This window comes from Salmonella sp. A1325, assembly GCF_056991255.1.
This window is the reverse complement of the sequence record NZ_JAMLWO010000010.1, coordinates 72,335-87,062: the sequence shown is the minus strand read 5'-3', so window position 1 is coordinate 87,062 and position 14,728 is coordinate 72,335. Positions and strand designations below refer to the sequence as shown.

The 14,728-nt window shown below is 52.6% G+C and carries 13 protein-coding genes; 3 read left to right on the top strand and 10 right to left on the bottom strand.

The window, feature by feature from the left end; genetic code table 11:
- Positions 1-102: 102 nt before the first annotated feature.
- Entirely contained in the window at positions 103-1,413 is a 1,311-nt protein-coding gene (gltP, locus tag NAZ64_RS17965) for a glutamate/aspartate:proton symporter GltP (RefSeq protein ID WP_000793278.1), read from the top strand.
- A 157-nt stretch (positions 1,414-1,570) separates the two neighbouring features.
- Here gltP and yjcO read toward each other — a convergent pair whose 3' ends face one another.
- The 6 genes from yjcO to NAZ64_RS17935 form a co-directional block, all read right to left on the bottom strand.
- Positions 1,571-2,260 carry a Sel1 family TPR-like repeat protein YjcO gene (yjcO, locus tag NAZ64_RS17960; protein ID WP_000771454.1) on the bottom strand — a complete coding sequence of 230 codons (690 nt, stop codon included), beginning with the start codon at positions 2,258-2,260 and terminating at the stop codon, positions 1,571-1,573.
- Positions 2,261-2,436: 176 nt separating this feature from the next.
- Positions 2,437-4,584 carry a formate dehydrogenase H subunit alpha, selenocysteine-containing gene (locus NAZ64_RS17955; RefSeq protein ID WP_011233236.1) on the bottom strand — a complete coding sequence of 716 codons (2,148 nt, stop codon included), beginning with the start codon at positions 4,582-4,584 and terminating at the stop codon, positions 2,437-2,439.
- 365 nt (positions 4,585-4,949) lie between these two features.
- Positions 4,950-5,858: a lipid A hydroxylase LpxO gene (gene lpxO / locus NAZ64_RS17950; protein ID WP_079944676.1), complete on the bottom strand. Its 909-nt coding sequence runs from the start codon at positions 5,856-5,858 to the stop codon at positions 4,950-4,952.
- A gap of 257 nt (positions 5,859-6,115) precedes the next feature.
- The gene (gene phnO / locus NAZ64_RS17945; RefSeq protein WP_220569478.1) at positions 6,116-6,550 is read right to left on the bottom strand and encodes an aminoalkylphosphonate N-acetyltransferase; all 435 of its coding nucleotides are present in this window, start codon (positions 6,548-6,550) and stop codon (positions 6,116-6,118) included.
- 151 nt (positions 6,551-6,701) lie between these two features.
- Positions 6,702-7,145, bottom strand: coding sequence for a VOC family metalloprotein YjdN (gene yjdN / locus NAZ64_RS17940; RefSeq protein ID WP_001131301.1), 444 nt, complete (start codon positions 7,143-7,145; stop codon positions 6,702-6,704).
- A 119-nt stretch (positions 7,146-7,264) separates the two neighbouring features.
- Positions 7,265-7,600 carry a zinc ribbon domain-containing protein YjdM gene (locus tag NAZ64_RS17935; RefSeq protein ID WP_000056482.1) on the bottom strand — a complete coding sequence of 112 codons (336 nt, stop codon included), beginning with the start codon at positions 7,598-7,600 and terminating at the stop codon, positions 7,265-7,267.
- A 467-nt stretch (positions 7,601-8,067) separates the two neighbouring features.
- Between NAZ64_RS17935 and proP the strand changes: the two genes are divergently transcribed.
- Complete coding sequence (gene proP / locus NAZ64_RS17930; protein WP_000919710.1) at positions 8,068-9,570, top strand: glycine betaine/L-proline transporter ProP; 1,503 nt, start codon at positions 8,068-8,070, stop codon at positions 9,568-9,570.
- A 69-nt stretch (positions 9,571-9,639) separates the two neighbouring features.
- Entirely contained in the window at positions 9,640-9,729 is a 90-nt protein-coding gene (gene pmrR, locus NAZ64_RS17925) for an LpxT activity modulator PmrR (RefSeq protein ID WP_000844399.1), read from the top strand.
- 7 nt (positions 9,730-9,736) lie between these two features.
- Here pmrR and pmrB read toward each other — a convergent pair whose 3' ends face one another.
- From pmrB to adiC, 4 genes are all read right to left on the bottom strand, one after another.
- Positions 9,737-10,807 (bottom strand): two-component system sensor histidine kinase PmrB, encoded by a 1,071-nt coding sequence (gene pmrB, locus NAZ64_RS17920; RefSeq protein WP_080210022.1) that lies wholly within the window; start codon positions 10,805-10,807, stop codon positions 9,737-9,739.
- A gap of 9 nt (positions 10,808-10,816) precedes the next feature.
- Positions 10,817-11,485, bottom strand: a complete 669-nt coding sequence (gene pmrA / locus NAZ64_RS17915) for a two-component system response regulator PmrA (RefSeq protein ID WP_000697894.1) — start codon at positions 11,483-11,485, stop codon at positions 10,817-10,819.
- Entirely contained in the window at positions 11,482-13,125 is a 1,644-nt protein-coding gene (gene eptA / locus NAZ64_RS17910) for a phosphoethanolamine transferase EptA (RefSeq protein WP_076936179.1), read from the bottom strand. Before eptA ends, pmrA begins: the two co-directional genes overlap by 4 nt.
- A gap of 133 nt (positions 13,126-13,258) precedes the next feature.
- Positions 13,259-14,596, bottom strand: a complete 1,338-nt coding sequence (gene adiC / locus NAZ64_RS17905) for an arginine/agmatine antiporter (protein ID WP_000093130.1) — start codon at positions 14,594-14,596, stop codon at positions 13,259-13,261.
- Between the last annotated feature and the right edge of the window lie 132 nt (positions 14,597-14,728).

Here is a 14,728-nt window from a genome sequence, read left to right as displayed (position 1 = left end):
AAAAACTCTACAAACCAACGCAACACAAATCATACCCTTTCAGTATGTATTGCTCTCATGCTTTCGGCGGAGAGCAACGCTTCATCGAGGAAGTCTGTTGTTATGAAAAATTTGAAAGTCAGCCTGGCCTGGCAAATTTTGCTGGCTATGGTGCTGGGCATTCTGTTGGGCAGCTATCTGCATTATCACAGTGACAGTCGTGAATGGCTGATTGCCAACCTGCTGTCGCCTGCTGGCGATATCTTTATCCACCTGATTAAAATGATCGTCGTGCCGATCGTGATCTCGACTCTGATTGTCGGCATCGCCGGCGTTGGCGATGCGAAACAGCTAGGCCGTATCGGCGCCAAAACCATTCTCTATTTTGAACTGATCACCACGGTGGCGATTATCCTCGGCATTACGCTGGCGAATGTCTTTCAGCCAGGCTCAGGCATTGATATGTCGCAACTGGCGACCGTCGATATTTCGAAATACCAGAACACCACGGCGGAAGTACAAAGTCATGCGCATGGGCTGATGGGGACGATACTGTCGCTGGTGCCGACCAATATCATCGCATCGATGGCCAAAGGGGATATGCTGCCAATTATCTTTTTCTCGGTCCTGTTTGGGCTGGGGTTGTCGTCCCTGCCGGCAACGCACCGCGAACCGCTGGTGACGGTATTTCGTTCCATCTCTGAAACCATGTTTAAAGTCACCCATATGGTGATGCGCTATGCGCCAGTGGGCGTTTTTGCGCTGATCGCCGTCACGGTGGCGAATTTTGGTTTCGCGTCGCTGTGGCCGCTGGCGAAACTGGTGCTGCTGGTACACTTTGCCATTATCTTCTTTGCGCTTGTAGTGCTGGGCATCGTGGCGCGCCTGTGCGGGTTAAGTATCTGGATTCTGATTCGCATTCTGAAAGATGAATTGATTCTGGCGTACTCGACCGCCAGCTCCGAGAGCGTACTGCCGCGCATTATCGAGAAGATGGAAGCTTACGGCGCGCCAGCCTCTATCACCAGTTTCGTGGTACCGACCGGTTACTCATTTAACCTCGACGGCTCCACGTTATACCAGAGCATCGCCGCCATTTTTATCGCGCAGCTATACGGTATCGACCTGTCGCTGTGGCAGGAAATTGTACTGGTGCTGACGCTGATGGTGACGTCGAAAGGGATTGCCGGCGTGCCTGGCGTTTCCTTCGTGGTGTTACTGGCGACGCTGGGCAGCGTGGGCATTCCGCTGGAAGGGCTGGCGTTTATCGCCGGTGTCGACCGTATCCTCGACATGGCGCGTACTGCGCTAAATGTGGTGGGGAATGCGCTGGCGGTGCTGGTGATCGCCAAGTGGGAACACAAGTTTGACCGCAAAAAAGCGCTGGCCTACGAGCGCGACGTGCTGGGCAAATTTGATAAGACCGCCCAATAACGGATTGCCGGATGGCGCTTTGCTTATCCGGCCTACAGCGAAAGAGAATGTAGGCCGGATAAGGCGTTCACGCTGCCATCCGGCAACCTGCTCCGGGTTGCCTGATGGCGCTACGCTTATCAGGCCTACAACGACTACGTTCATCCGACAATAAACATCAGCCATTTGTTAGCGTTTCGAACTCTTCGCAACCGGTATCAAACCCTTCCAGACAGCTTAGATTCAACCAGTGCAACGCCTTCTGCTTGTTCTTTTCAATAAAGCCCGGTTCACCGTTTAAAAACATCATTCCCGCCCAGTATTCTGAATAGCCGGTACGGGAAATGGCGGAACTGCGTTTGAAATACCAGGCGGCTTTTTCATCATCGGCGGCAATGCCCACGCCGTTGGCGTAAATCAGGCCAAGCAACATTTGCGCATCCACCGCGGAGTCGTTATCCAGATCTTCAGAGGCCTTTTGCAGCAGCGAGATGGCTTTTGGGTAGTCCGGGCGCCCGGCCTGGGTGTTGACCAGGATCCGCGCCAGCGTAATTTCGCCCGCTTTACTGCCCGCGTTAGCCGCCTTTTCAGCCAGCTTTTTCGCGTCGGGATAATCCAGGCTTACCGGATTAGTGATTTTGATTTGCGCCAGTAGCGCGCAGGCGTCGGCGTCGCCACTGTCGGCGGCTTTTTGCGCCCAGTATTCAGCTTTGTTCAAATCGCCATAGCTCAACCAACTGTCGGCCAGAAAATATTGCGCGCGTCTGTCACCTGCCTCTGCTGCCTGCAAATACTGGCTACCCGGCTCAGGATCTGCGGCATGGGCAAAGAATGTCATAAACAACATCAATGCAAGAAGTAGTTTCATTTTGAATTTTATTTAGGGTACGGAAAGGACAGTATAAAGAGATCGTATGGATAAAAAAACAGCCTCCGGGCGGAGGCTGTTATAGGGAAAATGCCTGATGGCGATGCTAATGCATCTTATCAGGCCTACAGTAGACGCAGGCCGAATAAAGCATTCTGATGCCGCCATCCGGCAGATCAACCCATTGCGCTTTCGCGCAGGCGGGTTTTCAGCTTGTTGTACTCATCAATCACATACTGCTCGGCGGCTCGCTGATCGGCGATCGGCTCAACGCGTACGGCGCAGTATTTGTACTCCGGCGTTTTGGTAATCGGGCTGAGGTTTTCAGTCACCAGCTCGTTACAGGCGCCAATCCACCACTGGTAGGTCATGTAAATCGCCCCTTTGTTCGGGCGATCGCTGACCTGCGCGCGGGTGATGATTTTGCCTTTGCGCGAATGAACCCACACCAGCGCTTCATCTTCAATGCCCAGACGCGCGGCGTCGGCGGTATTGATTTGCGCATAGCCCGGTTCATCGGCCAGCGCGGCCAGCGCCGCACAGTTACCGGTCATTGAGCGGCAGGAGTAGTGACCGACTTCGCGCACCGTCGACAGTACCATCGGGTACTCTTCGGTGAGTTTATCGATAGGCGCTACCCAGTCGCAGGTGAAGAACTGCGCCAGACCGTTGGGGGTATCGAACTTCTCTTTAAAGAGGTACGAGGTTCCCTGATCGGCATCCGACGTGTCGCGGCACGGCCACTGGATATAGCCCAGCTCGCCCATTTTCTCGTAAGTGGCGCCGTAGAAATCCGGGCACAGATGACGCAACTCATCCCAGATCTCCTGGGTGTTGTTGTAGTGCATCGGATAGCCCATCCGGGTGGCGATTTCACTGATAATCTGCCAGTCGGTTTTCAGGTCCCACTTCGGTTCAACGGCTTTAAAGAAGCGCTGGAAGCCACGGTCAGCCGCAGAGAAGACGCCTTCATGCTCGCCCCACGAAGTGGAGGGTAAAATCACATCCGCCGCCGACGCGGTTTTGGTCATGAAGATATCCTGCACGATGACCAGTTCCAGATCCTCAAACGCTTTACGTACCGCAGAGAGTTCCGCATCGGTTTGCAGCGGATCTTCACCCATAATGTACGCCGCGCGCACTTCGCCATGCGCCGCACGGTGCGGCAGCTCACTGATGCGATAGCCGGTATGCGCAGGCAGACTTTCTACGCCCCAGGCTTTAGCGAACTTCTCGCGGTTTTCCGGGAACTTAACGTACTGGTAGCCCGGATAAGTATCCGGCAGCGCGCCCATATCGCACGCGCCCTGAACGTTGTTCTGGCCGCGAACCGGGTTAACGCCCGCGCTTGGCTTGCCGAGGTTGCCGGTCAGCATCGCGAGGCTGGTCAGTGAACGCACGGTTTCCACACCCTGATAGAACTGGGTGACGCCCATACCCCACAAGATCGCTGCGCTTTTCGCGCTGGCATACATCCGCGCCGCCTGACGAATTTCCTGTGCGCTCACGCCAGTGATCTCTTCGACGGACTCCGGCGTATAGCCTTCGACAATCTTACTGTACTCTTCAAAACCTTCGGTACGGCTGGCGACAAACGCTTTGTCGTACAGGTTTTCTTCAATAATGACATGCCCCATGGCGTTGAGCAGCGCGATATTCGAGCCGTTTTTCAACGCGATATGCATGTCAGCGATGCGCGCAGTTTCAATTTTGCGCGGATCGCAGACGATAATTTTCGCCCCGTTGCGTTTAGCGTTAATCACATGATTCGCCACGATAGGGTGGGAATCCGCCGGGTTATACCCGAAGACGAACACTAAATCAGTGTTATCAATTTCGTTGATCGCATTACTCATTGCGCCGTTACCGACCGATTGGTGCAGACCTGCAACCGATGGGCCGTGTCAGACGCGAGCGCAGCAGTCAACGTTATTGGTACCAATAACGGCGCGTGCGAATTTTTGCATTACATAGTTGGTTTCATTTCCGGTACCGCGAGAGGAGCCGGTTGTCTGGATTGCATCCGGACCGTACTTCGCTTTGATGGCGCTCAAACGTTCAGCAACGTAATTGAGCGCTTCATCCCAGGAAACAGATTCCAGTTTGCCGCCACGCTGGCGACGGATCATTGGGGTTTTCAGGCGCGGGGTCAGGATCTGGGTATCATTAATAAAATCCCAGCCGTAGTAGCCCTTCAGACACAGGGTACCCTGGTTGGTTTTCCCCTGCGCCGCCTCAGCCCGGACGATTTTGCCGTTATCGACCACCAGATTGATTTTGCAACCTGATGCGCAATACGGGCAAACCGTGACGACTTTTTTCATCGGTTTCGCTCCAGTTAATCAAATCGCGCATACGCGCTGTCGCCCTCAGTATGCATGTTTTATGCCACTTTTTTATTATGGGCTTTCCCTGATATTACGGGCGAATTTTGCTCAAAACCCTGACGAAAAACAGGCTATCGTCAGTTTTGACGTGTCGAAAGAAAATACCGCATGACATTTATTATGGGGAGAAACGCGGAGCGCAGGCCAGATAGGGCGGAGCCGCCATCCGGCAATCTGCTCTGCCTGAAGTGGGGGTTTTTAATAAATTACCCGGATGGATAGATTCAAGGCCAGGGAACGCTTTGAGACTAACGCCAGGATAGAACAGGCCGCGGCAGGCAGTTCCATACCGCGGCCCGGCTTCAGAGGAGGCTGAAAAGGATTATCGCGGCAAAAATAGCGGCAATAACGAGATATTTCAGCGCGTAATAGAGAGTGCGGTTTTTCTTTTTCAGCCGTTGCCCGGCATCGCGTGCTGCGTGAACGTATTTAAAGATGCGATTAATCGCACCGGTGCGATCGTTCTCGTCGTTTGGCGAACTGGCGGCGGACATCAACGATGCGCCGACCCAGTGGTTTACGCTCTGCGCCCAGCGCCATTTCATTGGGCGCTCAATATCGCAAAAGAGGATAATACGCGTCTGCTCAGTTTTATTTTCCGCCCAATGAACGTAGGTTTCGTCGAAGATGACGGCTTCGCCGTCGCGCCAGCTATGGCGCTGTCGATCAACTTCAATAAAACAGCGGTCGTCATTCGGTGTGCTTAATCCAAGATGGTAACGTACTGAACCGGCATAGGGGTCGCGATGTTTTCCCAGATAGGCTCCGGGAGGCAACTCGGCGAACATCGCCGCTTTGATAGAGGGGATGCTGTTGACCAGCTTTGTCGTTATCGGGCATAACATTTCCGCCGACGGGTGGGCATCGGAATACCATTTAAGGTAAAACCGTTTCCAGCCGCGCTTGAAAAAGGTGTTGAATCCGGCGTCGTTATTGGCCTGCGCGGCTTTTATGTGATGCTGAAGCCGTAGCGCCTCTTCACGAATCACCTGCCAGTTTTCCGTCAGCTTCTGCAGCTCTGGAAATGCCGTGGTATCAAAGTACGGCTGCTTTGCCGGTAACGTTGAGAAGCGAGTCATGAACATATTGATCGGCGCCATAAACGTCGAGTGGTCAAAGAGCTGACGGGAAAGCTTTTGTTTTTCCACACCGCGTGAATGCGCATAAATGACGCTGATAATAAAAATACCGATAATGATTGCTGCGAACATAACGTCACTGTCCTTCTAAGAAAACCTCATCCCGGGATTTTCAGGCAACCCTCCCGGTGATGCCAAAGAGAAAAGTGTAGTTCGTTGACAATAAATTTACATTTCTACAACTTAAAAGGGCCATTTTTGTTAAAGAAGCGAGTCAGCTCGTTTAACCTTTATCCAGGCTTGCCGACAGTAGAATTAAGATGGCTCCGCTACTTCACCCGGTGACGGTTGATTACGTTATGTCTTATCTCCTGATGACGGCTGCCAGATCACAATGCTTTCGTAAACCGAAAATGACTTTGCTTGTAACCTTCGCAAAGATAAAAACGGTGTGCATCGCGGCGTTTAATATTTGTGGAAAGCTCCGTTAGCTCGGCGCCCGCCTGACGTGCTTCTTCTTCTGCCCAGGCCAGAAGCTGACTGCCAACTTTTTGTCCCCGCATCTGCGGTAATACCACCAGCTCCTGAATTTCGCCAATCCAGTTGGCATGATGGAGATGAAACTGCATATGCAGGCTGATCATGCCGACTACCTCTCCGTTGCGCAGCGCTAAACGATAATGAACGTTGGGGTCCAGTAAATTAGCGGCGAACCCATCTCTGAAAGCCTGATAATCAAGCTCATTTTTAAGTAACTCACAGATAAGCGCGTAAACAGAATCGGTATCCTCTGTTGTCGCGTGGCGTAATTCACAGACTGACATAATGTCCTCCCGACGCTTCATCAGGATCAACCATCTTTCGACAGACTGTAACAAACTACCGTCATTATTTATTCTATGGCAGTTAAACGGCGGATAACGTGCAGCCAAAGATCACTCTGATGGCAAGGGGGAGGGCGAGCCTCCCGGGGAGTTAGGTGGCAGGCTGATGTTTAACCACGTTAATCATCCACGGCACACCGAAACGATCGCTGACCTTGCCGAAACCCTGCGCCCAGAAGGTCTCCTGCCAGTCCATTTCGATTTGCCCTTGTGCGGCAAGGTTATCAAACCAGCGCTTCCCTTCTGCTACATCCTGGGTATCAAGCACCAGCGTAAAGCCGGAATAATGCGCCGTTCCCGACGCGCTGGCATCACTCATCATGATATCGCTGCCGGCAATGCGCATGTTGGCGTGGGCGATAGCAGTATCGGGAAAGCGCATTCCTGACGGGCAGCCCTCTTCGTTATCCGCCGCCGAGGGGGGCATTTCACCGAAGCTGAGTTTATAAAGCAGTTCTGCGCCTAACGTTTGTTGATAATACGCGATGGCGTCGGCACAGTTGCCGGCAAAAGAGAGATAGGGACTTAACGGCATGATGGTTACCTCAGATAAGAGATGCTCGTTAAGTGTAGTTCGAAATTGGCACAATATTGTCGGTGGCAGGGCCGCTCAGGCCCGGTAAGCGAGGCGCTACCGGGCAATGACACGGTAAATCAGTTCTTTTTCACGAACTCGGATTTCAGTTTCATCGGGCCAAAACCATCGATTTTGCAGTCGATGTTATGGTCGCCTTCAACCAGACGAATGTTCTTCACTTTGGTACCGATTTTCAGCATGGAAGAGCTGCCTTTTACTTTCAGATCTTTCACGATGGTGACGCTATCGCCGTCCGCCAGCAGGTTGCCGTTGGCGTCTTTGACAATCAGCTCATCGCTCTCCTGAGCGGGTTCCGCATCGTTCCATTCGTGAGCGCATTCCGGGCAGATGAACATGCCGTTATCTTCGTAGGTATATTCGGAGTTACATTGCGGGCAGTGGGGTAATGACATGTTGGTATCCTCAAAAAGTCAGCGGGGGCAAACGCGCCCAAAAATGGCAGATCGCCGAAAAAGGCCGCAATTATACACAAAATCCTTAGCGTTGTCGGGACTATTGCCGCTTTTATAAATGGGTCTGCGCCACGCCAGTCAGCAATGGTTTACACTCAAATAACCGCTTTTTTACTGTCACCACAGCGCATTAGGGCGTCCTTATTTACACCTTTTGACCGAATTGACATATATGTGTGAAGTTGATCACATATTTAAACCCTGTTAGGGTAAAAAGGTCATTAACTGCCCATTCAGGCGTCAACAGGTTCGGTTGTACAGTCCGTAACCGGACAGTGTAAGTAAACCTGCTACGCTTGTATGAGGGATAGCGTTCGCGCCCCTCCCTCCGCTCGACGGCGACGCTGGCGCGGTATGCCAGTGCCCGCCGTATATAGCGCTACAGGGCTTAGCCTATGAGGACAGCTATGCTGAAAAGGAAAAAAATAAAACCGATTACACTGGGCGATGTGACCATCATTGATGATGGTAAACTTCGCAAAGCGATTACCGCCGCCTCGCTGGGCAACGCGATGGAGTGGTTTGATTTTGGTGTTTATGGATTTGTTGCCTACGCGTTGGGTAAAGTCTTTTTCCCCGGCGCCGATCCCAGCGTCCAGATGATTGCCGCGCTGGCCACGTTTTCCGTTCCCTTCCTGATTCGTCCGCTCGGCGGGTTATTTTTTGGTATGCTCGGCGATAAATACGGGCGCCAGAAGATCCTGGCGATCACGATTGTGATTATGTCGATCAGTACCTTCTGTATCGGGTTAATCCCCTCTTACGCGACGATCGGTATCTGGGCGCCAATACTGTTGTTGTTGTGTAAAATGGCGCAGGGCTTCTCGGTTGGCGGGGAATATACCGGCGCGTCGATCTTTGTCGCGGAATATTCGCCGGATCGTAAACGCGGATTTATGGGAAGCTGGCTGGATTTTGGTTCCATCGCCGGGTTCGTGCTGGGCGCGGGCGTGGTGGTCTTAATCTCGACGATTGTCGGCGAGGAGAATTTCCTTGAGTGGGGCTGGCGTATTCCGTTCTTTATCGCCTTGCCATTGGGAATTATCGGTCTCTACTTACGCCATGCGCTGGAAGAGACGCCAGCGTTTCAGCAGCACGTGGATAAACTGGAGCAGGGCGACCGCGAAGGGTTGCAGGATGGGCCGAAAGTCTCCTTTAAAGAGATTGCCACCAAACACTGGCGTAGCCTGTTGTCATGTATCGGTCTGGTGATTGCCACCAACGTGACCTACTACATGCTGCTCACCTACATGCCGAGCTACCTGTCGCATAACCTGCACTATTCTGAAGATCACGGCGTGTTGATTATCATCGCCATTATGATCGGGATGCTGTTTGTGCAGCCGGTGATGGGGCTGCTGAGCGACCGTTTCGGTCGTCGTCCGTTTGTGATTATGGGCAGCATTGCGCTGTTCGCGCTGGCGATCCCGGCCTTTATCCTGATTAACAGTAACGTTATTGGCCTGATTTTTGCCGGTTTGTTGATGCTGGCGGTGATTCTGAACTGCTTTACCGGGGTGATGGCCTCGACATTGCCGGCGATGTTTCCGACGCATATTCGTTACAGCGCGCTGGCGGCGGCTTTTAATATCTCTGTATTGATTGCCGGTCTGACGCCAACGCTGGCGGCCTGGCTGGTGGAAAGCTCGCAGGATCTGATGATGCCGGCGTATTATTTGATGGTCATCGCGGTGATAGGCTTGATTACCGGTATTTCCATGAAAGAGACGGCCAATCGTCCGCTAAAAGGCGCAACGCCAGCGGCGTCGGACATTCAGGAAGCGAAGGAAATTCTGGGCGAGCATTACGATAATATTGAGCAGAAAATCGACGACATCGATCAGGAAATTGCGGAGCTGCAGGTCAAACGTTCGCGTCTGGTACAGCAACATCCGCGTATCGATGAATAAATTTCGCGCTTAAGGTTCGCTTAATCTCTCGCGGGCATACTCTCCTCCATACCTTTGGAGGAGAGCGTCATGAAAAGCTATATTTATAAAAGTTTGACGACCCTGTGTAGTGTGCTGATTGTCAGCAGTTTTATCTATGTGTGGGTCACGACGTATTAAACGCCTGTTATGCCTTTTTCAACAGCACCCAGGCACGGGTGCCTGTTCTTTCCGTACGGTTTTGCAGGAAAAACTGTCCCTGATGTAGCTGGGTGATGCGGCTGACGATACTCAGCCCCAGGCCAATTCCGCCATAACGGCTGTCCATCCGCACGAACGCTTCGCTTAGCTTCCCGCATTTGCTTTCATCAATACCCGGACCCTCGTCTTCGACCGCCATAATAGCGTTGGGGTCGGCGCTAATGTGGATAGTGATATGGGTTCCTTCAGGGCTATAGCGATGCGCGTTTTCCACCAGATTTCGCAGCAGCATACGCAGTAACGTTGCGTCACCGCGTACCACCACGTCCGCCGCGCTTTCCGGCAGCAACAGAGTTTGCTGGCGCGTTTCCAGCATAGTGTTCAGCTCATCGTAGGAGGGGAGGATCACATCTTCCAGCAGTTTTACTTCCTGATAATTCCCGGAAGAGAATGACTGGCCCACGCGCGCCAGTTGCAGAAGCTGGGAGACGCTATCCATCATCTGGTCAAGACGGGCGATAAGCGGCGCGACATCAACATTGTGGGTTTTTGACAATAATTCCAGATGCAAACGCACCCCCGACAGCGGCGTGCGTAGCTCATGGGCCACATCGGCGGTAAAAAGGCGTTCATTGTCGAGCGTGGTGGTCAAACGCGTAACCAGTTGATTGATCGCCGAGACGACGGACTCAACCTCAAGCGTGGAGCTGTGAATGGCGATCGGCACCAAATTATCCGCCGTCCGCGCTTCCAGCTCTTTTTGCAGTTCGGCGAGCGGGCGGGTAATACGTCGTACCGCCTGGTAGCAAGCCAGCAGCGTCAGGCTAACCATAAATATGCTGGGGACGATCAGGCTGGCGACCGCCTCGCGAATTTCGTGCATGATATGGCGATCGTTGTTGCGATTATCCCGCAGCGCCTGCTCGAACAGTTGGATTTGCTCAGTGCTTTCATGCCATAACCAAAAGGTACTGATTAACTGGAACACCAGCAGAATAAGTCCAATTGTCAGCGTTAAACGCTGGCGAAGGGTCATCGCTCTTCGCTGAAAACGCATCAGGCTCACTTAGCTTTCCTCAGTGGCAACCAGCATGTAGCCAAACCCGCGAACCGTGCGAATGCGCGACTTGCCGACTTTGTCGCGCAAATTATGTATATGCACTTCCAGAGTGTTGGTCGAGGGTTCGTTATCCCAGTTGTAGATATCGTTATAAAGAATTTCCCGGTGCACTGGGCTGCCTGCCTTGAGCATCAATCGTGAGAGCAGCGCGTACTCCTTAGGCGTCAGGGTCAGTTCCTGTCCATCCCTCCATGCCTGATGGCGGCCTATATTGAGCGTCAGATTGCCAACCGTCAGTTCACTTTCACCCTGGTTATTATGGCGGCGCAGCAGCGCGCGGATGCGGGCGTGCAACTCCTCCAGGGCGAAGGGTTTAACCAGATAATCATCTGCGCCGACATCCAGCCCGCTAATGCGATCGTTGAGCGTATCGCGGGCGGTCAGAATGAGTACCGGCAGGGTATATTTTTTCTGTCGGATTCGCGTCAGGAAATGCAGGCCATCCTCATCGGGCAGCCCTAAATCCAGCACCATCAGACTGTAATGACCAGACTCCAGACTATGCTCGGCGGCACGCGCTGTCGAAACGCCATCACACGCATAGCCTTCGGTTTGCGCGGCGAGTATTAACCCCTGTAATAATAGCGTGTCGTCTTCAACAATCAGTATCTTCATTCGCTTAGTCTCCTGCACGGTTGCAGAATATCATCTGCGGCCTGGTAATACGTCGTTTGTACGCCGGTTAATCCCAGCATGGTTGAGAAAAGATTGTCCTGTGAATAATCCAGCGTGCTCGCCCGTTTTTGCAGGCAGGCCTGATCCACCTGATAACGCTGTTGATAATCTTTAGAAAGCCAAATGAGCATCGGGACATGTTTTTGCGTATCCGGCGCAATGGAATACGGCAGACCGTGTAAATAAACGCCATTTTCACCCAATGATTCGCCGTGATCGGAAAGATAGACCAGGCTGGTTGTGAATTTATCCTGATGAGATTTCAGCAGGTTAATGGCTTTATCTACAATATAGTCCACGTACAGCACGGTATTATCATAGGTGTTGATCAACTGCTGTTGGGAACAGTTCTGAATTTCGTTAGTGTCACAGGTTGGGGTAAATTTTTTAAACTGCGGTGGATAACGGTTGTAATAGGTTGGGCCGTGGCTGCCGATGGTATGTAATACAATAACGCCATCGCCTTTCAAATGGTCGATATAGTCTTCCAGACCGTGAAATAACACTTCATCGTAGCACTCGCCGTCGATACATTGTCCGGGCAGGTTTAGCTCGGTGACATTTTGATGCGGAACGCGATCGCATGCGCCTTTACAGCCGCCGTCATTATCATTCCACAGTACGTTAATCCCCGCGCGCTGGATAATATCCAGCAGTCCTTCCTGGTGATGCGCCAGCTCTTCGTCATAATGTTTGCGCGGCATATCAGAAAACATGCAGGGAACGGAGATCGCGGTCGCCGTACCGCAAGAGGTGGTATGCGGGAAGTAGATCACATCGTCTTTCGCCAGCCGCGGATTGGTGTCGCGCGGATAGCCGCCAAGAGAGAAATCATCGCCGCGCGAGGTTTCGCCAACGATGAGAATCGTCAGGTTTTTGCGATCGCCTTTCAGCATTAATGGATTGCGATGGGCATCCTCGCCAATGCGTACCAGCGGCAAATTCGCCAGCCGTTGATGCGAATACCATGACCAACTGGCGACAATACTGTTCGATGGGCTTAACGATTTGATCAACTGTTTATTATTTCGAAATAGCGAGGCGTAATCTTTATAGAAAAAGGCGGCGACCAGAATAACTAATAAAATAGAGATCAGGACGCTGGCCAGGCGGTAAAGCCCGCTACGTAAGCGCGGCGTCGCCGGGCGGATTTTGACCCAGAAGGCAATCACGGCTGCCAGAACGCCGCTTAATCCCAGCGTCAGCACCATTCTCGGCGTCATCAGCGCAAAGGTTTCCGCGGGCGTGGTATCCATCATATTGGCGATCATGGAGCGATCGATGATGATGCCGTAAGTCAAAATAAAATACTGCGCGGCAGCGCCGACCAGAATAAAAACGCAGGCCAGCAGTCGGTTTAGCCAAATAAATGAGGCCAGCGTCAGCACACTATTGACCACGCTAAACGCGACGACCGGCATGGAAATAAACACCAGCACATTGCGCAGCGAGTTTAACGGTAGGTCTTGTAGTACCTGCTTGTAGAACGCAATGTTCAGGCAGACGGCAATATAAAAGGAAAAAAGCAGAAGCCAGGCGATTTGCCCAAGAACAGGTCTTTTAAGAAAGCGCTTTAACATGTTGATGCGTCCATCGATTCGGTGACGCTAATCGTGACAAAGTAAAATTAAGTGAACCTTAAGAACTTAATGTTGGTGGTGGCCGGATAACCTGCGCTATCCGGCCTGTTGCGATAACATTAACTACACGTGGTCAATCCTGTTTAACCGGCGCATCCAGCGGATACGGGTTTTTGTGAATGCGGTTGTAGTTCAACGCATACAGCGCGGTGATCACCATCAACGTGACGAACGACCACATCACTTCTTTGGCGCCGGAACCGATGACCGCCCAGATGCAATACACAAACGCGACGAAGGTAATCAGCAGATACAGCGGGCGCGCTTTACCAAAGTGGCCGTGGCCCAACAGCAACAGCGCAGCACAGGTGTAAAGATAAGGCACCAGGGTGAAGATAACCGACACGGAGGAGACCAGACCAAACTCTTTCGCGGCATTCGGCGACATACTGCTGAACTGGAAGATAGTCATCAGCACGCCGACGATAAGCAACCCAGCCACTGGCGTACCGGCTTTATTAACCCGCGCGAAGATCGGCGGGAAGAGACCATCGTCCGCCGCCGCTTTTGCGGTTTGACCGGCAAGCAGCGTCCAGCCGCCGAGAGAGCCCAGGCAACCCGCTGCCGCACAGAAGGAAACAATAGCCCCTGCGGTATCGCCCAGCGCCATACGCGCCGCGTCACCGAAAGGCGATGCCGACACACGCAGCGCTGCGTTGGGGATCATCCCCATAATCGCCGTTGTGGAGAGTACATAGCAGACGGCGGCGATCAGTACCCCGCCGATGGTGGCGATAGGCACGTTGCGTTTCGGGTTTTTGACCACACCGGCCGCAACGGAGGCGCTTTCTACCCCGATGAATGACCACAGCGTAACGTTCAACGTGCTTTGAATCGCGCCGAAGGTATTCATGCCGCTCACGTTCCAGGCCGCCATATAGGTTTCGCCTTTAAACCAGAACCAGCCGAAGACCGCAATCCCTACGATAGGCACCAGCGCCAGTACGGTGGCGACGGCCTGTACGCGGGTAATCATTTTCGGCCCGACGATGTTCAGCAGAACAAAAATCCACAGCACCGCGACGCAGGTAAGCGTTAATACCAGCGGATCTTTCAGAATCGGGAAGAAATAGCTCAGATAGCCGACGCCGATAACGACCATCGCGATATTACCGATCCAGCATGCCAGCCAGTACAGCACGTTCGTTTGATAGCCCAAAAACGGCCCGAAGCAGCGGCGTGCGTAGGCATAGGAACCGCCGGGACTGGGATCTAAGGACGACATTTTGGCATAAACCATCGACAGCGCCAGGGCGCCGATGATAGTGACCAGCCATCCGTAGATTGCAATCCCGCCAGTGGCCGCCAGGTTGGCAGGGAGTAAGAATACCCCTGAACCCATAATATTCCCCGATACCATTAAGGTGACGGGGATTAGGCCCACTTTGTGAGCATCAGCATCCGAAGACATAATTTGGACTCCTGAAAAGGTGACTTCGTTACGATAAATTACGTCGTATCATACCCCCTCAGAATGCCGCTGAATTATGTCGGAGACGGGTTATCGCCAATGCTGTTATTATCGTGTCTTATCGTTGAGTGT

Coding starts and splice junctions, on each gene's coding strand:
- gltP (WP_000793278.1), top strand. CDS start 103: ATGAAAAATTTGAAAGTCAGCCTGGCCTGGCAAATTTTGCTGGCTATG.
- yjcO (WP_000771454.1), bottom strand. CDS start 2,260: ATGAAACTACTTCTTGCATTGATGTTGTTTATGACATTCTTTGCCCAT.
- lpxO (WP_079944676.1), bottom strand. CDS start 5,858: ATGTTCGCAGCAATCATTATCGGTATTTTTATTATCAGCGTCATTTAT.
- phnO (WP_220569478.1), bottom strand. CDS start 6,550: ATGTCAGTCTGTGAATTACGCCACGCGACAACAGAGGATACCGATTCT.
- yjdN (WP_001131301.1), bottom strand. CDS start 7,145: ATGCCGTTAAGTCCCTATCTCTCTTTTGCCGGCAACTGTGCCGACGCC.
- NAZ64_RS17935 (WP_000056482.1), bottom strand. CDS start 7,600: ATGTCATTACCCCACTGCCCGCAATGTAACTCCGAATATACCTACGAA.
- proP (WP_000919710.1), top strand. CDS start 8,068: ATGCTGAAAAGGAAAAAAATAAAACCGATTACACTGGGCGATGTGACC.
- pmrR (WP_000844399.1), top strand. CDS start 9,640: ATGAAAAGCTATATTTATAAAAGTTTGACGACCCTGTGTAGTGTGCTG.
- pmrB (WP_080210022.1), bottom strand. CDS start 10,807: ATGCGTTTTCAGCGAAGAGCGATGACCCTTCGCCAGCGTTTAACGCTG.
- pmrA (WP_000697894.1), bottom strand. CDS start 11,485: ATGAAGATACTGATTGTTGAAGACGACACGCTATTATTACAGGGGTTA.
- eptA (WP_076936179.1), bottom strand. CDS start 13,125: ATGTTAAAGCGCTTTCTTAAAAGACCTGTTCTTGGGCAAATCGCCTGG.
- adiC (WP_000093130.1), bottom strand. CDS start 14,596: ATGTCTTCGGATGCTGATGCTCACAAAGTGGGCCTAATCCCCGTCACC.